This is a genomic window from Streptomyces sp. ADI96-02, from assembly GCF_003846185.1.
Classification (GTDB): Bacteria; Actinomycetota; Actinomycetes; order Streptomycetales; family Streptomycetaceae; genus Streptomyces.
On the sequence record NZ_ML123034.1, the window covers coordinates 2,169,556 to 2,190,902 of the forward strand.

Consider the following 21,347-nt stretch of genomic DNA (forward strand, 5'->3'; position numbering starts at 1 on the left):
CTGTGCCACGGGGCCGCCCGGTCCGCCGGTCCGCCCGGCCGGCGCAGCGGGGGGAGGGAGACGTGTCTCCTCCCGCCGCGGCGCCCTGGCCGGTGGAACCCGGTCAGCCCTCCAGGACGAGGCTGATCGTGCTGACGCAGCTGCCGTCGATGTCGCGGTCGCGGACGGCGGTCGTCTCCTGGAGGTCCAGCACGGAGTGCGCCTCGACCTCGGGGGTCTCGTCGTTGTCGCCGGCGGCGGGCTTGGTGTTCTCGGACATGGTGGTCTCCATCCACTCGTCACTGCGGGTCCCGGAGTCCGCGGAGTGTCACCGCGTTCCGCCGGAGCGGCCGGCCGGTCGTGCCTGCCGTTGCCGAGAAAGTTAGGAAGCCCGGCCTGGCGATCGCTTCGGCCCCGGTATGGCGTCGGTATCGCGCCAGTTGAGGCCGGTTCGAGGCTGCGGGGCCGACGGCCGGCGGGCCCCGCAGAGCCCCGTGCCGCCGCCCTGACCTGGGCCCATACCGGGGCCGAAGCGGCGGTGGACCGTCCGCGAACCGGCGCGCGGCAGCCTGGGTACGCGCCCGACGCGCCCCGGCCCCGAAGGAGGCGGCCCGCATGGAACTCGCCGAACTCGTCGCGCGGCGGCCCTACCCGGCCGCCGGCCTGCTCATCGGCCTCACCCGCCGCTGCCCGCTGCGCTGCGCGCACTGCTCGACCGGGTCGGACCCGTCCACGCGGGAGGAGCCGGACGCGGACCGCCTGGTGCGCTTCGTGGGCACGTTCACCGAGGAGGACCGGCCCGACGTCGTGCTGCTGACCGGCGGGGAACCGCTGCTGCTGCCCGCGCTCGCCGAACGGCTGAGCGCGCTGGCGCGCCGCGCCGGTTCCCGCACCGCGCTGCTCAGCGGCATGTTCTTCGCCCGGTCCGGGAACCGTCGGGGCGGCCGGGCCGCGGTCGTCCCGCCCTCGATCCCGCCTCCGATTCCGCCCGCCGTCCTGCGCGCGATCCGGGGCGTCGACCACTTCTCGGCGAGCCTGGACGCGCACCACGAGCGCGAGGTCCCGCGCGCCGACGTGTTCCGCGCCCTGCACCGCATCCAGGAGGAGGGCGTGCCGGTGAGCCTGCACCTGACCGGGACCGGCGCGTCGGACCCCTATCTCGCCGATGTCACCCGGGCCGTGGAGCGGGAGTTCGGCGGCCGGGTGCCGTGCCTGGTCAACGAGGTGCGGCCGTTCGGCCGGGCCGCCGCCTGGGCCCGGCCGGCCCGTACCGCCCCCGACGCCGGGGCCGTCTCGCCCTGCTCGATGGCCGCCTGGCCGGTGGTCGCCTTCGACGGGGCGGTCCTCGCGTGCTGCAACCAGGACACCGTCGACCGGCGGCCCGTCCCGGCCCATCTGGACCTCGGCCACATCGGCGTGGACGACTGGGCGACCGTGCGCCGCCGCACGACGGAGTCGCCGGTGCTGCGCATGATCCGTACGGTCGGCCCGGCGCATCTGGCGGCCCGGTACGGCTCCGCGCCCCCGGCGGGCTCCTACTGCGACGGCTGCCGGGCGCTGGGCGGCGACGCGGCGGTGGCGGCCGGGGCGCGCGCGGTGGCGGCGGGGGCGGCCGGGGCGCTGCTGGACCTGACGGCCGCCGTGCGCGAGGCGCGGGACGGCGCGCAGGGCATCGTCCGCCGCCACGGGTGCGCGGCGTACGCGCCGCTCGTCGGCGCGGGCGCGGCGCGGCCGGGCACCGGCGGCCGGACCGCACCCCGGGATGTCCGATGAACTCCGCGGGACTCGGCCGGGAGGGCGGCGGTACGGGGGCGTCCGCCCGGTTGCGGGTCAAACTGCGGCTGCTGGAGCCGGAGTTCCGGGAGGCGACCAGCCATATGTGGCGCTCCGAAGGGTTGTTGCCGCGCTACCGGACGTATCTGTGCGTCATGCACACCATCGTGCGGGCCTCCGTTCCGCTGATGGAGCTGGCCCTCGAACGCGCCCGGCTCTCGGCGTCCTCGGGCGACCCGCTGGCCGCCCCGCTCGCCGCCTACCTGGAGGAGCACATCCGGGAGGAGGAGGGGCACGACGCCTGGCTGCTGGAGGACCTGCGGGCCGCGGGCGGCGATCCGCGCGACGCCCTGGACGCGATGCCGTCGCCCCTGATCGCCTCGCTCGTGGGGTCCCAGTACTACTGGATCGAGCACCACCACCCGGTGGCCCTCCTCGGGTACATCGCCGTGCTGGAGGGCTACGCGCCCGCCCCCGGCCTGACCGACCGCATCGCCCGGCTGACCGGGCTGACCGCCGCCGCGCTGCGGACCGTACGGGAGCACGCGGTGCTCGATACCGGGCATCTGGACGCGCTGTACGCGCTGCTCGACGAGCTCGCGCCGGCCCGGGACCGGGAAGCGGCCGTGGCCGTCAGCGCACTGCACTCCCTCGACGCGCTCACCCGGCTGTTCGTCCGGCTCGGGCGCTCCGCACCGGCGCCGCCGCCGCGGGGGGCCGGACTCGTCCCACCGATGGGAGTCGCACCATGACCGGACCGCCAGAGAAGAACAGTCAACATCCGCCGCTGACCGATGAGTTGCGCGAGGCGGGTTTTCCCGTGGACCTGCTCACCGACGAGCAGCGCGAGGTGCTGAGCGCTCTGACCCCGGAGGAACTGGCCCTGCTGCTGGACGTCAAGAACCGGCTGGACGCCGTGGGGCCGGAGGTCCAGGCCCACGGCGAGATCGCCGGCGGCGCGCTGTTCTGACCGGTAGGGGGCCGGTCCCGGCGGATGCGGGCCGGGACCGGCCCCCTGCCCGGGACGGCGGACCGGCCGCCGCCCTCGCGCCCGGGGCCCCCGGCCGCGGCCTGCCCGGCCGTGCGCCGGGCCCGCCCGACCACCCGACCGCACGGCTCCCGGGAGAGAAGGACCCGCCATGAACTGCCCCTCGTGCCAGCAGGACCTGCCGCCGACGGCCCGGTTCTGTCCGTCCTGCGGGACGCCGTGCGCCCCCGCCGCCCCGGCTCCGGCCACGGCCGCCGGGGACCAACGCAAGCCGGTGACCGTGCTGTTCTGCGATCTCGTCGGCTCCACGGCGCTGTCCGGCGTACTGGACCCGGAGACGCTGCGCACGGTCACCCTGCGGTACTTCGACGCCATGAGCGCGGAGATCGTGGCGCGGGGCGGCACCCCGGAGAAGTTCATCGGGGACGCGGTGATGGCGGTGTTCGGCGTGCCGGTGGTCCGCGAGGACGACGCCCGCCGGGCGCTGGCGGCGGCGCTCGGGATGCGCCGCGCGCTGGCCCGGCTGAACGAGGAGCTGCGCGCGACGCTCGGGATCGAGCTGGCCGCCCGGATGGGCGTCAACACCGGTCAGGTGGTGGCGGGTTCGCAGACGACCGCCCGGCAGGCCCTGGTGTCCGGGGAGACCGTGAACATCGCCGCCCGGCTGGAGCAGAACGCGGGCCCCGGCGAGATCCTGATCGGCCCGCAGACGCTGCTCGCCGCCGGTCCGACGGTCAGCGCCGAGTCCGCCGGACCGCTGCGGCTGAAGGGCAAGCGCGACAGCGTGGTGGCCCACCGGCTGCTCGCGCTCGGCGCGGACGACCCCGAGCTGCTGCGCCGCTTCGACGTGCCGTTCGTCGGCCGCCGGGAGGAAGGGCTCGCCCTGGACGCGGCCCTGGAGAGCGCGGTGCGCGGCACGGGCGCGGGGCTGCTGCGGGTCACCGGGGAGGCGGGCATCGGCAAGACCCGGCTGGTACGGGAGTGGCTGGCGCGGCGGTCCGCGACCGGCGGGCTCTCCTACGGGGCCGGGCGCTGCCGCAGTTACGGGGACCAGGGCACCCTCGCGCCGCTGGCCGACGCCGTACGGGCCCTTCCCGCGCTCGCGCCCCCGGAGGCCCCGTCGCAGGAGGGCCCGTCGCACGGCCCCTCGCACGGCCCCTCGCACGGGGAGGAGGCGGGCGGGCTGGCGGTGGACGACGCGATGGCCCTGCTCTCCGGGGGCCTGCTGCGCGACGGTACGCCGAACGCGCCCTTCGAGGACATGTGCGCCGCGCTGGCGGTGGTCCTGGAGCGGGCGGCCCGTCTCCGCCCGGTGGTCCTGGTCCTGGACGACTGGCACGCGGCGGCCCCGCTGCTGGTCCGCACGGTGAACCGGCTGACGGACGGCACGGGCTGCGCCGGGCTGCTGGTGGTCTGCGCCGGGCGGCCCGACGGACCGGGCGCGGGCGACGAGCACCGCGGCGGTGCGGCCCGCCTCCAGCTCACCGGGCTGCCGCAGGAGGAGGCGGTGCGGCTCGCCGCCGGGCTGACCGGCCCGGACGGCGGGCCCGCGCGGGTCGTCGAGCGGCTGCTGGCGCGGGCCGGGGGCAACCCGCTCTACCTGGAGCAACTGCTGGTCGGCGACCGGGAGGACGCGGCGGCCTCCGCCGCTCCGGGCGCGCAGGAGGATCTGCCGCCCACGCTCCAGGCCCTGCTGGGCGCCCGGATCGGGGGCCTGGCGCGGGGGGAGCGCGCGGTGGTGGACCTGGCCGCCGTGATCGGCCGGGAGTTCACCGCGCCGGAACTGGTCCGCCTGGAGCAGTCCGTACAGACCTCGGAGGGCTCCGGCGCCGGGCCGCTCGCGGGCGGCGGCGACGGTGAGCGGCGGCGGCGCGTGGACGAGACGCTGGCGGCGCTGGGCCGCCGGCGGCTGGTGGAGGCGGGGCCGCCGGGGGGCCGGGAGGAGGATGCGTACCGGTTCAGCAGCGGGCTCGTGCACGAGGTCGCGTACGCCTCGCTGTCCAAGCGCGCCAAGGCGGAGGCGCACGCCTGGGCGGCGGAACTGCCCAGCGTGCTGCGGAGCGGGGACGGCGCGGTGGGCGGCCATCTGGAGCGGGCCTACCGCTACCGGGCCGAGCTGGGGCTGCTGGACGACCGGGCCGGGCGGCTGCGCGACCGGGCCGCCGCCGCGCTGGGCCGGGCCGGGGCGCAGGCCGCCGCCCGGTCCGACCTGCACTGGGCCCACGGCCTGTTGGAGCGGGCGGTGGACCTGTGCGCCGACGACGCGGCGGCGACCCGGCGGCTCGGCGAGGTGCGGGTGGCCCTGGGCCGCACGGAGGAGGGAGCCGCGCTGCTGCGCCGGGTGCGGGACGCGGAGGCCGCGCCGGTGGAGGCGGCGCACGCACGGCTGGCGCTCGCGGTGCTGGGTCCGGGCGGCCCGGGGCCGGGTCCCGCCGCCACCGCCCGTGCCGTGCTGCCGGTGTTCGAGGCGGCCGGGGATTCGACGGGCCGGGCCCGTGCCCATCTGCGGCTGGCCCAGCAGCTCCAGCGGTCCGGGCGGCACGAGGAGGCGGAGCGGGACCAGGCGCGGGCCCTGGAGCAGGCGGTCCTGGCCGGCGCGGAGCCCGAACGGGCCGCGGCGCTGGGCGCGATCGGCATCTCGCTGTGGCGCGGGCCCGTTCCGGCGGCCGGAGCGGTGGTCCGCTGCCGGACGCTGCTGGCGGCGCACGGCCCGGGGCGGCCCACCGTCCGGGTGACCCTCAACTGCCCGCTGGCGGTGCTGCACGCGCTTCAGGACCGGCCGGACGAGGCGTACGACTGCCTGGCCGAGGCGGATCGGCTGGCCGGGAAGCTGGGGTTCGCCGAGGCGGAGGTCTTCCTTCCGGTGTTCCGGGCGGCGGTGGAGGCGCTGCTCGGCCGGAGCACCGCCGCCCTGGCGCTGCTGGACCGGGCGGACGCGGCGGCCCGGCGCACGGGGGCGACCGGGATGCGGACGGCGGTGGCGCTGGACGCGGCCCGGCTGGAGCTGGACGAGGGCCGGGCGGACCGGGCGGGCGCGCGCTTGGCGGCCGTCGGCGACGCGCCGGGACTGAGCCGGGCGGACGCGGTCGACCTGGCGGGGCTGCGGGCCCGGCTGGCGGCGCCGGAGCGTCCTGACGAGGCGGCGGACCACGCGGAACGGGCCGTGCGGGCCTCCCTGCTCACCGATTCGCCGCTGGTGCAGGCCACGGCCGAGCTGGACCGGGCGCACACGCTCGCCGCCCTGGGCCGCCCGGCGGAGGCCGCCGCGTGCGCGCGGGCGGCCAAGGCGCATTTCGCGGGCAAGGGGCATCTGCCCGGGAGCCGCGGGGCCGCCGGTCTCCTCGCGCGTACGCCCGGGGCGATGACCACGACGACGAGGGAGAGGAGCTGACCGATGAGCGCCACGGAATCGGGAACGCGTACCGCGCCGGGGCAGGGCCTGACCTGGAGCCTGCGCGGGCGCGGCCCGCAGGACGTACCCGTGCTGGCGGACGCCGGGCCGCCCGGCGGGCGGCCCGCCGAGCCGGCCACGGGGCGGGGCGTCCGCGTCTGCGTGGTGGATTCGGGCGTGGAGCGGGACCATCCGCTGATCGGCCCGCTCGCCGGTTCGTGGGTGGTGGTCAAGGACGCGGAGAGCGGGCGGATCACGGTCGAGCCGACGACCACCGGGGACAGCTGCGGCCACGGCACCGCGTGCGCGGGCATCGTCCGCCGGACCGCCCCGGACTGCGAGATCCACAGCGTCCGGGTGCTCGGCGAGCGGTTCTCCGGCACCGGCGACATCCTGATGGCCGGGCTGCGCTGGGCGGTGGAGCAGCGTTTCGACGTGGTGAACCTGAGCCTGTCGACGACCCGCACCCGGTTCGCGCAGGAGCTGCACAACCTGGCCGACAGCGCCTACTTCGCCCGTACGGTGATCGTCGCCTCGGCCCACAACACCCCGGTGGAGAGCTTCCCGTGGCGGTTCGCCTCGGTGATCTCCGTCGGCAGCCACCAGGAGGACGACCCGGAGCTGCACCTGTACAACCCGCGGCCCCCGGTGGAGTTCTTCGGGCCGGGCCAGAACGTGAGCGTGCCGTGGCTGGGCGGCCGGACGATCCGCACGACCGGGAACAGCTTCGCCACGCCGTACGTCGCCGGGCTGTGCGCCCGCGTCCTGTCCGCCCATCCGCGGATGACGGCCTTCCAGCTCAAGAACGCCCTCTATCTGTCCGCGGCCAACGTGCGCCACGCGCCGCGCCCTTCCACAGCGGCAGGAGATTTCCGTGATGACCCAGAGAACTGATTCCGCCTCCGCGCCCGCCCTCTCCCCCGCCGGTTCCGTCGCCTCCGACGCCGCCGACGCCCCGCGCAGCGAACTGCTCCAGTCGGTCGTGGACGTGGCGCGCGCCATCTTCGGGGCGGCGGCCAGTTCGGTCTTCCTGCTCGACGAGGAGGCGGACGAGCTGGTCTTCCAGGCGGTCTCCGGGCAGGGCGAGGAGTTCCTGGTGGGCCGCCGGTTCCCGGCCGGGCGGGGCATCGCCGGGTGGGTGGCGACCTCGGGCGAGCCGATGGTGGTGGACGACCTGACCGCCGACCCCTCCTTCGACCGCTCGCTGGCGGAGTCGACCGCGTACGTGCCGAACGCCCTGATGGCGGCCCCGCTGATCAGCGACGGGCGGGTCCTCGGCGTCCTGGAGGTGCTGGACCCCTCTCCGCAGGCGCGGTCGGACCTGCGCGAGCTGGACCTGCTCGCGATGTTCGCCCGGCAGGCCGCCGCCGCCCTGCGGGTGATCACCCCCGAGCGGTCGCCGGAACCCGCGCCGGACGCGGTGTTCGCCGGCGGTGTGCTGGAGGGGGCGCGGCGCGAGGACGCGCTGCGGCTGCTCGGCAGCCTGGAGCGGCTGCTGCGGGGCGTCGGCTGAGGAGCGCACCGCCGCTGGTCGGGGCGGGCGCGGCGGCCGGGTGGGGGTGGGAGTAGCGGCGGTTCCGCCGGGCAGGAGCGGGTGGGAACGCCGGGCCGGAGCGAGGGGTGAGCGCCGGGCCGGGCTCCCGCACGGGAACGCCTGGGCACGAGCGCTCGGGGCACGGCGCGTCGGCCCCGAGGCGTCGGCCCCAAGGGAAGGACATGCACGATGAAGCTCGCTTTCTCGACCCTCGGAGTGCCGGGGACGCCGGTCTCCGAGGTCGTCCGGCTCGCCGCCGGGAACGGCTACCAGGGTGTGGAGCTGCGCGTCCACCCCGAGGAGCCGGTGCACCTGGGCCTGTCTCCGGCCGAACGGGCCGAGGTGGCCGGGCTGTTCGCGGCGGGCGGGGTGCGGATCCTGGCGCTGGCGGGCTATGTGCGGGTGGCCGCGGAGGGTGACGACGAACCGGTGCTGGCCGAGCTGGCGGAGCTGGTGGCGCTCGCCCGGGACCTGGGCGCGCCGTATGTCCGCGTCTTCCCCGGCGGTGACGGCCAGGATCCGGCGGCGGCCGACGCGACGGCCGCCCGGCGGCTGGGCGCGGCGGCTCCGGCCGCCGCCGACCTGGGGGTGCGGATTCTGCTGGAGACGCACGACTCGCACCGCGCGGGCGCGGACGTGGCCCGGATCGTCGGCACGGTCGGGCATCCGCGGATCGGGGCCATCTGGGATGTGCTGCACACCTGGCTCGCCGGTGAGGAACCGGCCGCCAGCCACGCCGTGCTCGCCCCGCACCTGGGATACGTCCAGGTCAAGGACGTCGCGTCGGCGGACGACCTGACGCCGCTGGCGCTCGGGGCCGGGGTGCTGCCGCTGGCGGAGTGCCTGGACGGGCTGGACCAGGACGCGTGGGTGTGCTGGGAGTACGAGAAGCGCTGGCACCCCGGGGCGGCCGGGCTGCCGGAGCTGCTGGGCGCGGGCCGCGAGCACCTGCTGCGACTCGGAGCGCCCAAGCAGTGAGCGGGCGGCGGCGGGGCCGCGCCGGGCGGTAGGACCGCGCCGGGCGGCGGTCGTGGCCGCCGCCGGTGCGCGCCGGGACGAGCAGGGTGAACGGGGCGACGGACGGGGCGGGGTGGGCTGCCGCCGGCTCGGGCAGCGGGTCGGGCGGCGGGTCCACTCCTTCGCGCGCGTGTCGCTCCCGTCGCGGGAGGCACCCTTGACCGGAAGTTACTTTCCCTATATCCGTACCTTCTTGGAAGTTTCTTTCACCCCCCGGAAGGAGCTCACGTGCACCACCGCACCTCAAGACGCACCTTTCTCGCCACGACCGCCGTCGCCGCCACCGCGGCGGCCACCGCCGCCGCCGTCCCCGGCGCCGCGGCGCACCGGCCCGCGGACGCCTCCTCGGACCGCCGGCTGAAGCGGATCATCTCCGGGATGAGTCTGGAGGAGAAGGTCGGCCAGCTCTTCGTGATGCGGGTGTACGGGCACTCCGCCACCGAACCCGACCAGGCCGACATCGACGCCAACCTCGCCGAGATCGGGGTCCGCACGGCCGCCGAGCTGATCTCCACGTACCACGTCGGCGGCATCATCTACTTCACCTGGGCCCACAACACCCGTGATCCGCGCCAGATCGCGACCCTCTCCAACGGCCTCCAGCGCGCCTCGCTCGCCGGGCGGCCGGGTGTGCCGCTGCTCGTCTCCACCGACCAGGAGCACGGCATCGTGTGCCGGGTCGGCGAACCGGCCACGCTGCTGCCGGGCGCGATGGCCCTCGGCGCGGGCGGCTCGCGCTCGGACGCCCGCCGGGCGGCCCGGATCGCGGGCCTCGAACTGGCCGCGCTCGGCATCAACCAGAACTACGCGCCCGACGCCGACGTGAACGTCAATCCGGCCAACCCGGTCATCGGGGTGCGCTCCTTCGGCTCCGACCCCGACGCGGTCGCCGCGATGACCGTCGCGCAGGTGCGCGGCTACCAGGGCGCGGGAGTCGCCGCCACCGCCAAGCACTTCCCCGGGCACGGCGACACGAACACCGACAGCCACACCGGCCTGCCGGTCATCGGCCACACCCGGGAGCAGTGGGAGGAGCTGGACGCGCCGCCGTTCCGGGCGGTGATCGGCGCGGGCGTCGACTCGATCATGACCGCGCACATCGTGGTCCCGGCGCTCGACCCGGCCGAGGACCCGGCCACCCTCTCCCGCCCGATCCTCACCGGCATCCTCCGCGAGGAGCTGGGCTACGACGGAGTGGTGGTCACGGACTCGCTCGGCATGCAGGGCGTCCGCACCAAGTACGGCGACGCCCGCGTCCCGGTACTGGCGCTGCTGGCCGGCGTGGACCAGCTGCTGAACCCGCCGAACCTCTCCGTCGCGTGGAACGCCGTGCTCACGGCGGTGCGCGGCGGCGAGGTCAGCGAGGCCCGGATCGAGGAATCGGTCCTGCGCATCCTGCGGCTCAAGGCGAGACTGGGGCTGTTCCGGCAGCCCTACGTCAGCCTGCGCGAGGTGGACCGCACGGTCGGCTCCCGGGCCCACCGCGCCGCCGCCGACGCGATCGCCGAGCGGACGACGACGCTGCTCGCCGACCCGGGAGCGCTGCTGCCGCTCTCGCGCCGGCTGCACCGCGAGCTGCTGGTGGTGGGCGCCGATCCGGTCTCCCCGTCCGGCACGACGGGCCCGCCGACCACCACGCTGGCCGACGCCTTCGGCGAACTGGGCTTCTCGGCAAGTTCGTTGTCCACCGGCACGGCCCCGAACCAGGCGAAGAGAGCCGAGGCGGTCGCCGCCGCCCGGGGCAAGGACGCGGTGGTCGTGGCGACGTACAACGTGACGGCGGGCAGTGCGCAGCGGACCCTCGTCGACGCCCTCGTGGCGACCGGCGTCCCGGTCATCACCCTCGCCGTCCGCAACCCGTACGACGTCGCCCACCTCACCGGGCGCGGCGTGGCGGCGAGCCTGGCCGCCTACTCCTGGACCGACGTCGAACTGCGGGCGGCGGCACGGGTGATCGCGGGCCGCGCGGAACCGGCCGGCACGCTCCCGGTCCCCGTCCAGCGGGCGGACGACCCGACGCGGGTCCTGTACCCGGTGGGGCACGGGCTGTCGTACTAGCCGATGTCCGCCGTCCCGCGGCCCGGTCGGGGTCGCGGGACGGCGGGGGCGGTCACGGGCGCAGCATGCCCTCGCCGCGCTCGATCTCGCCGTTGCGCAGGTCGAGCTTCGTGTCGAACTTCGCGAGCGGCTTCGCCTTCGCCGGGTCCGCCTCGACGGCCGCCGGGGTGACGCCCGCCCAGCGCAGGATCGCGGCGGTGGCCTTCGCCTTCTCGTCGGCGACGAGACCGGAGACCCGGGCCCCGTGGTTGCCGCCGGGCACGGTGTAGGTGTGGCTGTCCCGGGCGCCGCGTCCGAGGCGGAAGGGCTCCGCGCCCCACGGGTCGTTCTCCCCGTACACGTACATCATCTGCCGTGCGTTGCGCTTGACCCAGTTGTCCACGTCGCGCATGGCCCACGGCTGGAAGGTCATGGGGATGGAGCGGGGCACGAAGTTGCGCGGCGGCTGGTAGCCGTAGCGGCTCAGCTTGCCGAGCCAGGGCTGCTTGATGTCGGGCGATCCGAGCTGGGTGCCCGCCTGGTAGTAGTACGGCGTGTACGTCTCCAGGCCCTGGTCGGCGTAGGCGGAGAAGCCGGAGATGCCGTCGACGGAGTCCCAGATCTCCTGGTCGGAGGCGTTCTTGGCGTCGGCCGGCAGCGCGGCGCAGTCGGCGACGAGGCTGTACTGCCAGAACGCCCAGACGTAGTCCATGACGGTCGCCTCGTAGGCGCGGTCGAGGGACCCGACCGTGTTGAAGGTGTAGCCGTTGGCGGCGGCGTACTCCTGGTACTTCTCCTCCAGCGGGGCCCGGCGGATCAGCGCCTCGCGCTGCACCCCGGACAGCCGGTCGCGGCAGTCCTTGGTGCCGACCGACGCGAAGAACCGGTCGTACGCCGAATCCTCGTTGTTCACCACGTCGTTGGGGGCCACGTAGGCGACGACGCCGTCCATGTCCTTCGGGTAGAACCGCTCGAAGTACGTGGCGGTCATGCCGCCCTTGGAGCCGCCGGTGGCGAGCCACTTCTTCGCGTAGATCCTCTTGAGCGCCGTGAAGACCCGGTGCTGGTCGCTGGCGGCCTGCCAGATGTCCAGCTTGGACCAGTCGGCCGGGGCCGGGCGGGACGGCGTGAAGAACCGGTACTCCAGGGAGACCTGGTTGCCGTCGACGATCTGCGTGGGCTCGCTGCGGCTGGGGTTGGTGGAGACGTTGTAGCCGCTGGTGAAGAACACCGTCGGCCGGGAGGTGTCCTTGTGCAGCAGGGTGACGCGCTGCTTGAACGTTCCCTTGGACGGGCGCCGGTGGTCGACCGGCTGCGTGTAGTCGAGGACGAAGTAGCGGTACCCGGGGTACGGCTTCTCCTCGATCAGGCTCATTCCCGGGATCGCCAGGATCCGGTCCTTGATGTCCTCGGTGTTCGCCTCGCCTCCCGAGGCGGCGGCGCCGCCCCGCTGGGCGGTCGGTTCCGCGGCGGTGGCCGCACCGGCCGAGGCGCCCGTCGCGGCCACCGTGCCTATGAGCATCGCCAGCGACAGAACCCCTGTGAGCGACTTGCGCATGCACCCTCCCCATTCGATCACAACAGTCGCGGTGAACTTAGCGGGGGCAACACACGCCACGCCAGACCCGGTTGTCCGTGTCCTGTTCCCGGAGCCGTCCGTGCCACGGGAGGAATCAGCACAGAATCCAGCCGGTGGACGCCGATTTTCCCGCGACGGCCCCGGTGGCCCGGACGCAGCGGTTGACCGCGTTGACCGTCACGGGCCCCGCCATGGTCTTGTACCGGCCGCTGTCGCCGACCGCGCGACCGCCGCGCGGCTGGAGGGTGACGCTCATCGCGCGCCGTTTGCCGGGCTTCTTGGCGACGGTGACCGCGCAGACGAGGGCGCGGCTCTTGTAGACGCGCAGCTCCCCGGTGGCGAACCCCACGGTCCTGGCCGGACGGCCCGTGCAGGCGGAGGCGACCCCGGACGCGGCCGGGGCGCCGAGCAGCGGCAGCACCCCGGCGAGCAGCAACAGCACGAGGGGGCGCACCAGGAGGAGCGTGCGCACCGGTACGGGGCGGCCGTCCGCCGCCGCGGCGGCCGGCCGTGCGCGCCGCCGCGGTTCCCTCGACCTCTCGAACACCGTCGCCCCCACCTGACACCCGTCCGCACCGTGCGTTGCCGGTAACGACGCGGCGGAGGCCCGCGAGGTTGCGCGGGACCGGTGCCGGGGGCGGCGGGCGGGCGACGCTCCTCCGGGGGCTCAGACGCCCGCCGGCTCGTCCTCGCCTATGCCCTCGCCTATGCCCTCGCCGATGAACGTGCGCCACAGCCGGGCGTACTGCCCCTCCAGGGCCAGCAGTTCGTCGTGGGTGCCGTCCTCGACGACGCGCCCGTGGTCCATCACCACGACCCGGTCGGCGCGCGCCGCGGTGGTCAGCCGGTGCGCGACGACCAGCGTGGTGCGGCGGCCGGTGAGCCGGTCGGTGGCCTGGTTGACCTGGGCCTCGCTGGCGAGGTCCAGGGAGGCGGTGGCCTCGTCCAGGAGCAGGATGTCCGGATCGACGAGTTCGGCGCGGGCGAGCGCGATCAGCTGGCGCTGCCCGGCGGAGAGGTTGCGTCCGCGTTCGGCGACCTCGTGCAGGTAGCCGCCGTCCAGCGTGGCGATCATGTCGTGCGCGCCGACCGCCCTCGCCGCGGCCTCCACCCGGGCGTCGGTGGCCTCGGGCAGCCCGTAGGCGATGGCGTCGCGGACCGTGCCGGCGAAGAGGTACGCCTCCTGCGGGACGACCCCGAGGCGGCGGCGGTAGGCGGTCATGTCGAGCCTGCGCAGGTCGGTGCCGTCGGCGGTGACCCGGCCCTCGGTGGGGTCGTAGAACCGGGCGACGAGTTTGACCAGGGTCGACTTGCCCGCCCCCGTCTCACCGACGAACGCGACCGTCTGGCCGGCCGGGACGACGAGGTCGACGCCGGTCAGGGCCTCCTCGCCGGAGTCCTCGGAACCGTACGCGAACGAGACGCCCTCGAACGCGATCTCGCCGCGCAGCGACAGCACGTCCAGCGGTTCGTCCGGGTCGGCCGTCGACGTCGGCTCGCGCAGCAGCTCCTGGATGCGGCCGAGCGAGACGGTGGCCTGCTGGTAGCCGTCGAAGACCTGGGAGAGCTGCTGCACCGGGGCGAAGAACAGGTCGATGTAGAGGAGGTAGGCGACCAGCGCGCCGGTGGTCAGCGTGCCGCTGTCGACCCGGCCCGCGCCGACGATGATGACCGCGGCGGCGGCCACGGACGACAGCAGCTGCACGAACGGGAAGTAGATCGAGATCAGCCACTGGCCGCGTACCCGGGCCTGGCGGTAGTGGTCGCTGCGCGCGGCGAAGCGCTCGGACCCGGCCCGCTCCCGGCCGAACGCCTGGACGATCCGGAGGCCGGAGACGGACTCCTGGAGGTCGGCGTTGACGCCGCTGATGCGCTCGCGGGCCAGTTCGTACGCCTTGACGCTGCCGCGGCGGAAGTAGACGGTGGCGATGACCAGCGCGGGCAGCGTGGCGAAGACGACCAGGGCGAGCTGCACGTCGATGACGAGCAGGGCGACCATGATGCCGAAGAAGGTGACCACGGAGACGAAGGCGGTGACCAGGCCGGTCTGGAGGAAGGTGGACAGCGCGTCCACGTCCGTCGTCATCCGGGTCATGATCCGGCCGGTCAGCTCGCGCTCGTAGTAGTCGAGGCCGAGCCGCTGGAGCTGGGCGAAGATCTTCAGGCGGAGCGCGTAGAGCACCCGTTCGCCGGTCCGGCCGGTCATCCGGGTCTCGCCGATCTGGGCGGCCCACTGGACGAGCACCACGACCAGGCCGACGGCGGAGGCCGCCCACACCGCCCCGATCGACACCTGCGTGACGCCCTGGTCGATGCCGTGCCGGATCAGCACCGGCAGCAGCAGGCCCATGCCCGCGTCGACCGCGACGAGCCCGAGGCTGACCAGCAGGGCCGCGCCGAAGCCGCGCAGCAGGCGGCGCAGCCCGTAGGAGTCCTCCGCCCGCACGGCGCTCGCCTCGTCGACGTCCGGCACGTCGGTGGCGGGCGGCAGGGCCTCGACCTGGGCGAGCAGTTCGGGCGTGGCCGGCATCCCGGCGAGCGCGGCGTCGCGCTCCTCCTCCTCGCGGATCCACAGCTCGGGGGTGATGCCGCGTTCGGCGTCGAACTCGGCGTCCAGCTCCTGCTGGAGCGCGAGTTCGCTCTCGGGGTCCGGTTCGGCGGCGAGCGGACGGTGTCCGGGGGACGTGCCGCCCAGCTCGTCGGGGTCGGTGAGCAGGCGGCGGTAGAGCGGCGAGGTGCGCTCCAGCTCCTCGTGGGTGCCGAGGGCGGCGAGCCGGCCGCCGTCCAGGACGGCTATGCGGTCGGCGAGCTGGAGGGTGGAGCGGCGGTGGGCGATCAGCAGGGTGGTGCGGCCCGCCATCACCTGTTTCAGCGCTTCGTGGATCTCGTGCTCGACGCGGGCGTCGACGGCGGAGGTCGCGTCGTCGAGGAGGAGCAGCCGCGGGTCGGTGAGGATGGCGCGGGCGAGCGCGACGCGCTGACGCTGGCCGCCGGAGAGGGTGAGCCCGTGTTCGCCGACGGTGGTGTCGTAGCCCTGCGGCAGTTCGGCGATGAACCGGTCGGCCCGGGCGGCGCGGGCGGCCTGCTCGATCTGCTCCTGGGTGGCGTCGGGGACGCCGTAGGCGATGTTGGCGCGGACGGTGTCGGAGAACAGGAAGCTTTCTTCGGGCACCAGCCCGATGGCCGAGCGCAGCGACGCCTGGGTCAGCTCGCGGACGTCGTGGCCGCCGATCAGCACGGCGCCGTGCGACACGTCGTAGAAGCGGGGCAGCAGGAGGGAGACGGTGGACTTGCCGCTGCCGGACGCGCCGACGACGGCGACGGTCTCGCCGGGTTCGACGGTGAGCGAGAAGCCGTCCAGGACCGGGCGGTCCTCGTCGTAGCCGAAGCGGACGTCGTCGAACTCGATGCCGGCCGGGGCGTCGGCGGGCAGTTCCCGCGTCCCGTCCTGGAGGGACGGCTCGGTGTCGATCAGCTCCAGGACCCGCTCCACGCCGGCGCGGGCCTGCTGGCCGACGGTGAGGACCATGGCGAGCATCCGGACCGGGCCGACGAGCTGGGCGAGGTAGGCGGAGAAGGCGACGAACGTGCCGAGGGTGATCTCTCCCCGGGTGGCCAGCCAGCCGCCGAGGGCGAGCATGGCGACCTGGCCGAGCGCGGGCACCACCTGGAGGGCCGGGGTGTAGCGGGAGTTCAGCCGGATGGTGCGCAGCCGCCCGGCGAACAGCCGGCGTCCGACCTCGCGGAGCTTGCCGGTCTCCTGGTCCTCCTGGCCGAAGCCCTTGACGACCCGGACGCCGGAGACGGCCCCGTCGACGACTCCGGCGACGGCGGCGGCCTGGCTCTGGGCGTACCAGGTGGCGGGGAAGAGGCGGGTGCGGGAGCGGCGGGCGATGAACCAGAGCGCGGGGGCGACGGCGAGGGCGACCAGCGTCAGCGGCAGGGACAGCCACGCCATGATCACCAGGGAGATGAGGAAGAGCAGGACGTTCCCGATGGTCATCGGGAGCATGAACAGGAGTCCCTGGATCAGCTGGAGGTCGCTGGTGGCGCGTCCGACGACCTGCCCGGTGGACAGCTCGTCCTGCCGCCTGCCGTCGAGCCGCACGATCGTGGCGTACATGTCGGTACGCAGATCGTGCTGGACGTCGAGCGCGAGCCGGCCGCCGTAGTACCGGCGGATGTACGTGGCGATGTAGACGAGGACGGCCGAGGCGACGAGCAGCCCCGTCCAGACGGTGAGGGAGCGGGTGTGGTCGGTGACCACGTCGTCGATGATCACCTTGGTGATGAGCGGGACCAGCGCCATGACGCCCATGCCGGCGAGCGAGGAGCCGAGCGCGAGCAGGACGTTGCGCCGGTACCGCCAGGCGTACCCGGTCAGCCGCCGGCCCCACCCCTGTTGCTCTGCGCCCGTCACGCGTGCCTCCCGTCCGGCCCGATGCGGCCTGTCCACCTGTACCCCTGGTCTACCGGAGGCACCAACGCCGCGGATCGCGGATTTCATCCCGCCGCAACACTCGCTGGCGCAAACGCGGTCGATGGTCGCAGGCCGGTTCGGCCGAAGGTCCTCGGTCCGGAGCCCGGCGCGGCGGGCGACCGCGGGAGGGGAGCCCCTGACAGGCGGGGCCCCGGGAGCGGTCGTGCTCTCTCCCGGGGCCCGCCCGCCGCCCGCCCCTCACCGCGGGCGGCGGCCCGTCACAGGTGCGTCGGCTCGAACATCCGCAGCAGGGCCGGGAGCACGACTACGGAGGGGCCCGGCTCCGCCAGCGCCTTCGCCAGGTCGGCGGCGAGCGATTCGGGCGTCGTACGGACGCCGGGGACGCCGAAGGACTCGGCGAGCGCGACGAAGTCCGGGCGGGCCAGCTCGGTGGCCGTGGCCTCGCCGAACGCGCCCGTCATGTACTCGCGCAGGATGCCGTAGCCGCCGTCGTCGACGATCAGCCAGGTGACGGGCAGGCCGTACTGGCGGGCGGTGGCGAGCTCGGCGATGGAGTACATCGCGCCGCCGTCCCCGGAGACCGCGAGCACGGGCGTCGTCGGGTCGGCCGCGGCGGCGCCGACGGCGGCCGGGAAGCCGTAGCCGAGGCCGCCCGCGCCCTGCGCCGAGTGCATGGTGTTGGGGCGGCGGGCGTCGAAGGCGGACCAGGCCCAGTACGCCAGGATCGTCATGTCCCAGAAGCTGGGCGAGGCGTCGGGCAGCGCCTCGCGGACGGAGGCGAGGACCTGCTGCTCCAGGGTGAGGTCCTGGGCGTCGATCCGCGCCCGTACCTTCTCCAGCACCGTGCGCACCCGCTCGGGCGCGTCCTGGTCGGGACGCTCCTCGACGGCTTCGAGCAGGTCGGCCAGGGCCTCGCGGGCGTCGGAGTGGATGCCGAGCCCGGGGTGGTTGGACTCCAGCTTCCCGGCGTCCGCCTCGATCTGGACCACCCGGCCGCGCGGCCGGAACGTGTGGTAGTTCGAGGAGAGTTCGCCGAGGCCGGAGCCGACGACGAGCAGCACGTCGGCGGATTCCAGGAAGTCGGTGGTGTGCCGGTCCTCCAGCCAGGAGCGCAGCGAGAGCGGGTGCTCCCAGGGGAACGCGCCCTTGCCGCCGAAGGTGGTGACGACCGGGGCGTTGATCCGCTCCGCGAGGGCCAGCAGCTTGCCGGAGGCGTCGGAGCGCACGACGCCGCCGCCCGCGATGATCGCGGGCCGCTCGGCGTTCGACAGCAGGTGCGCGGCGGCGACCGTCAGCTCGGGGCGCGGGTAGAGCTCGCGCGGGGTGGCGTCCATGGGGCTGACGACCGGCAGGACCGTCTCGGCCAGCAGCACGTCCTGCGGGATCTCCACCCAGACCGGGCCGTGCGGCGCGGTCAGCGCGGACTCCCAGGCGGCGGCGATCGCGGACGGGATCTGGGACGCGGTGCGCACGGTGTGGACGGACTTCACGATGTCGCGGACGGACGCCTGCTGGTCGCGCAGCTCGTGGAGGTAGCCGTGCCGGCCGCCGCCGAGCCCGGCGGTCGGGATCTGGCTGGAGATCGCGAGGACCGGAGCGGAGGCGGCGGCGGCCTCCTGGAGCGCGGCGAGCGAGGTCAGCGCGCCGGGCCCGGTCGACAGGAGCAGCGGGGCGACCTCGCCGGTGATCCGGCCGTACGCGTCGGCGGCGAAGCCCGCGTTGTTCTCGACGCGGAGCCCGACGTACGAGAGGGAGGAGCGGCGCAACGCGTCGAACATGCCGAGCGCGTGCTGGCCGGGCAGCCCGAACACGGTGGTCGCGCCGAGGCCCTGGAGGGATTCGACGACGAGGTCGCCGCCGTTGCGGCCGGGCGGCGGGTTCAGCGCGGCCTCCGCCTGGGCGGGGGTGAGCTGCGGGCGGTCGTCGTGGTCGTGGCTCACTTGGCCTGCGCCTCCTTCGCGGTGGTGGACGCCTTCCGCGCCGCGATCTGCCGGGACATGATCGTGGTCAGCTCGTACGCGGTGTGGGAGGCGGCCACGGAGGTGATCTCGGCGTGGTCGTACGCCGGGGCGACCTCGACCAGGTCGGCGGAGACCAGGTGGCAGGAGGCGAGCCCGCGCAGGATCTCCAGCAGCTCGCGGGAGGTGAGGCCGCCGGCCTCGGGGGTGCCGGTGCCCGGGGCGTGCGCCGGGTCCAGGACGTCGATGTCGATGGAGATGTACAGCGGCCGGTCGCCGATGCGCTGCCGGAGCTGGTCGGCGATCTCGTCGACGCCGCGCCGCATGACGTCGGCGGAGGTGACGATGCCGAAGCCCATCTTCTCGTCGTCGGTCAGGTCCTGCTTGCCGTACAGCGGGCCGCGGGTGCCGACGTGGGAGAGGGCGGAGGTGTCGAGGATGCCCTCCTCGACGGCCCGGCGGAACGGGGTGCCGTGGGTGTACTCCGCGCCGAAGTACGTGTCCCAGGTGTCCAGGTGGGCGTCGAAGTGGAGCAGGGCGACGGGGCCGTGCTTCTTGGCGACGGAGCGCAGCAGCGGCAGGGCGATGGTGTGGTCGCCGCCGAGCGTCATGAGGCGGGCTCCGGTGGCGAGCAGGTCGTCGGCGGCGGCCTCGACCGTCTCGACGGCCTCGTTGATGTTGAACGGGTTCGCCGCGATGTCCCCGGCGTCGGCGACCTGGGCGAGGGCGAACGGCGAGGCGTCCTGGGCCGGGTTGTAGGGGCGCAGCAGGCGGGACGCCTCGCGGATGGCGTTGCCGCCGAAGCGGGCGCCGGGGCGGTAGGAGACTCCGGAGTCGAACGGCACACCGACCACGGCGACGTCGGTCCGGCCGACCTCGTCGAGCCGGGGCAGCCGCGCGAACGTCGCGGGCCCGGCGTAGCGCGGCACGCGCGAGGAGTCGATGGGGCCGCGCGGCGATGGGGTGCTGCTCATGGGGCGGAGTGCCTTTCCTTCGGATGTCGTACGGGATCAAGTGTGCGGGTGCGGACCGGGCGGAACGGACGCGCCCGGCCGCGGGACGCGGCCGGGGAACGGGGCGCGCCCCGGGGGAACGGGGCGCGCCCGGCCGTCGGGGGCCGGGCGCGCCGCCGGTCCGCTCGGCTCAGGGAGCGGCGGGGGCGGGAGCGGAGGCGGGCGCGGGGGCCTCGGCCTCCGCCGTCTCCTCCGGGCCGCCGCGCCCGGCCAACCGCTCGCGCCAGGTCGCCAGCACGGCCGCGTCGGTCGGCGGGGTGGCCAGCGAGACGATGACGTAGACGGCGAGGGAGGCCAGCAGGCCGTAGTAGATGGGCTGGTTGGCGAGGATGCCGTACACCGCCATCAGTGCGATGACCGCGGATCCGCCGACACACACGGCGGCCAGGGCGCCGGCCGCCGTGCCGCGCCGCCACAGCAGACCGCCGAGGATCGGCACGAGCAGTCCGCCGACGAGCAGGTTGTAGGCCACGGTCAGCGCCTCGACCACGTCGTTGAGCGCGATGGCGATGAGGATGACGGCGATGCCCATGATGAGGATGAAGGCGCGGTTGCCCTTCACCTCGTCGTGCGGGTCGCCGCCGCGCGTCGCCGCGCCGCGCAGCCTCGACCAGATGTCGTTGTTGGCGACGGTGGCGCAGGCGATCAGCGCGCCCGAGGAGGTCGACATCACGGCGGCGAGCGCGGCGGCCAGGACCAGCCCGCGCACCCCGACGGGCAGTTCGTCCTTGACGATCGTCGCGAAGGCGGCGTCGGCGCTGGCCAGGTTCGGGTACATCACCTTGGCGGCCGTGCCGATGACCGCTCCGGCGATCGCGTACACCAGGCAGTACGTGCCGGCGACCGTGCCGCCCCAGCGGGCCGTCCTGTCGCTGCGGGCGGTGAACACCCGCTGCCAGATGTCCTGGCCGATCAGCATGCCGAAGGTGTAGATCAGGACGTACGTGAAGATCGTCTCGCCGCCGATGCCCAGCACGTCGAAGTACTCGGTCGGCAGCTGGGCCTTCATCTCGCTGAAGCCGCCCGCCTTGACGACCGCGATGGGCAGCAGGAGCAGCAGCACGCCGATCGTCTTGACGACGAACTGGACCATGTCCGTGAGCGTGATCGACCACATGCCGCCGAGCGTGGAGTACGCGACGACGATCGCGCCGCCGAGGATGATCGACACGGTCCGGTTCACGTCGAAGAGGACGTCGAAGATGGTGGCGTAGGCGATGGTCGAGGTGACGGCGAGCATCAGGGTGTAGGCCCACATGACGACGCCGGAGATGATCCCGGCCCGGCCGCCGTAGCGCAGGTCGAGCATCTCGGAGACGGTGTAGACCTTCAGCCGGGCGATCCGCGCGGAGAAGAAGACCGACAGCGCCAGCAGGCCGAGGCCGATGGTGAGGACCATCCAGGCTCCGGAGAGGCCGTACTGGTAGCCCAGGCCGACACCGCCGATGGTGGACGCGCCGCCGAGGACGATGGCGGCCATGGTGCCGGAGTACATCCAGGGGCCGAGGCGGCGGCCCGCGACCAGGAACTCGCTCTTGGACTTGGCGCGGCGCATGCCCCACCAGCCCATGGCCAGCATGCCGACCAGGTAGACGACGATCACGGCGTAGTCGACAGCCATGGGCTTTCCCTCCGTC

The 21,347-nt window shown here is 74.7% G+C and carries 15 protein-coding genes; 8 read left to right on the forward strand and 7 right to left on the reverse strand.

Going from position 1 to position 21,347, the window contains the following annotated elements; genetic code table 11:
• Window positions 1–103: 103 nt before the first annotated feature.
• On the reverse strand, window positions 104–259 hold the full coding sequence (locus tag EES43_RS30570; protein ID WP_164493145.1) for a hypothetical protein: 156 nt from the start codon (window positions 257–259) through the stop codon (window positions 104–106).
• Window positions 260–594: 335 nt separating this feature from the next.
• Between EES43_RS30570 and EES43_RS09470 the strand changes: the two genes are divergently transcribed.
• The 8 genes from EES43_RS09470 (at window position 595) to EES43_RS09505 (ending at window position 10,740) form a co-directional block, all read left to right on the forward strand.
• Window positions 595–1,752, forward strand: a complete 1,158-nt coding sequence (locus EES43_RS09470; RefSeq protein ID WP_124268325.1) for a radical SAM protein — start codon at window positions 595–597, stop codon at window positions 1,750–1,752.
• Window positions 1,749–2,504 (forward strand): iron-containing redox enzyme family protein, encoded by a 756-nt coding sequence (locus EES43_RS09475; RefSeq protein WP_124268326.1) that lies wholly within the window; start codon window positions 1,749–1,751, stop codon window positions 2,502–2,504. The genes EES43_RS09470 and EES43_RS09475 overlap by 4 nt, the downstream gene beginning before the upstream one ends.
• Window positions 2,501–2,722: an aroma-sacti cluster domain-containing protein gene (locus tag EES43_RS09480; RefSeq protein ID WP_124268327.1), complete on the forward strand. Its 222-nt coding sequence runs from the start codon at window positions 2,501–2,503 to the stop codon at window positions 2,720–2,722. The genes EES43_RS09475 and EES43_RS09480 overlap by 4 nt, the downstream gene beginning before the upstream one ends.
• Before the next feature lie 169 nt (window positions 2,723–2,891).
• Window positions 2,892–6,131, forward strand: coding sequence for an adenylate/guanylate cyclase domain-containing protein (locus EES43_RS09485; protein WP_124268328.1), 3,240 nt, complete (start codon window positions 2,892–2,894; stop codon window positions 6,129–6,131).
• A gap of 3 nt (window positions 6,132–6,134) precedes the next feature.
• Window positions 6,135–7,025: a S8 family peptidase gene (locus tag EES43_RS09490; RefSeq protein WP_124268329.1), complete on the forward strand. Its 891-nt coding sequence runs from the start codon at window positions 6,135–6,137 to the stop codon at window positions 7,023–7,025.
• A complete protein-coding gene (locus tag EES43_RS09495) occupies window positions 7,009–7,644 on the forward strand; it encodes a GAF domain-containing protein (protein WP_124268330.1) in 636 nt (211 codons plus the stop codon). Before EES43_RS09490 ends, EES43_RS09495 begins: the two co-directional genes overlap by 17 nt.
• A 210-nt stretch (window positions 7,645–7,854) precedes the next feature.
• Window positions 7,855–8,643, forward strand: coding sequence for a sugar phosphate isomerase/epimerase family protein (locus tag EES43_RS09500; protein WP_124268331.1), 789 nt, complete (start codon window positions 7,855–7,857; stop codon window positions 8,641–8,643).
• A 267-nt stretch (window positions 8,644–8,910) separates the two neighbouring features.
• Window positions 8,911–10,740, forward strand: coding sequence for a glycoside hydrolase family 3 protein (locus EES43_RS09505; RefSeq protein WP_124268332.1), 1,830 nt, complete (start codon window positions 8,911–8,913; stop codon window positions 10,738–10,740).
• Between the two features lie 52 nt (window positions 10,741–10,792).
• On the opposite strand, the gene EES43_RS09510 is transcribed toward EES43_RS09505, so the two are convergent.
• The 6 genes from EES43_RS09510 to EES43_RS09535 all read right to left on the reverse strand — a co-directional run bounded on the left by EES43_RS09510 (window position 10,793) and on the right by EES43_RS09535 (window position 21,331).
• A complete protein-coding gene (locus tag EES43_RS09510) occupies window positions 10,793–12,277 on the reverse strand; it encodes a S28 family serine protease (RefSeq protein WP_124268333.1) in 1,485 nt (494 codons plus the stop codon).
• A gap of 115 nt (window positions 12,278–12,392) precedes the next feature.
• Window positions 12,393–12,752, reverse strand: a complete 360-nt coding sequence (locus EES43_RS09515; RefSeq protein WP_241192358.1) for a hypothetical protein — start codon at window positions 12,750–12,752, stop codon at window positions 12,393–12,395.
• A 213-nt stretch (window positions 12,753–12,965) separates the two neighbouring features.
• Window positions 12,966–16,718: an ABC transporter ATP-binding protein gene (locus EES43_RS09520; RefSeq protein WP_124268334.1), complete on the reverse strand. Its 3,753-nt coding sequence runs from the start codon at window positions 16,716–16,718 to the stop codon at window positions 12,966–12,968.
• A 278-nt stretch (window positions 16,719–16,996) separates the two neighbouring features.
• On the reverse strand, window positions 16,997–18,679 hold the full coding sequence (locus EES43_RS09525; RefSeq protein ID WP_124268335.1) for a thiamine pyrophosphate-binding protein: 1,683 nt from the start codon (window positions 18,677–18,679) through the stop codon (window positions 16,997–16,999).
• A complete protein-coding gene (gene speB, locus EES43_RS09530; protein ID WP_124268336.1) occupies window positions 18,676–19,671 on the reverse strand; it encodes an agmatinase in 996 nt (331 codons plus the stop codon). Before speB ends, EES43_RS09525 begins: the two co-directional genes overlap by 4 nt.
• A gap of 169 nt (window positions 19,672–19,840) precedes the next feature.
• Window positions 19,841–21,331 carry a sodium:solute symporter family protein gene (locus tag EES43_RS09535; RefSeq protein ID WP_124268337.1) on the reverse strand — a complete coding sequence of 497 codons (1,491 nt, stop codon included), beginning with the start codon at window positions 21,329–21,331 and terminating at the stop codon, window positions 19,841–19,843.
• Window positions 21,332–21,347: the final 16 nt, after the last annotated feature.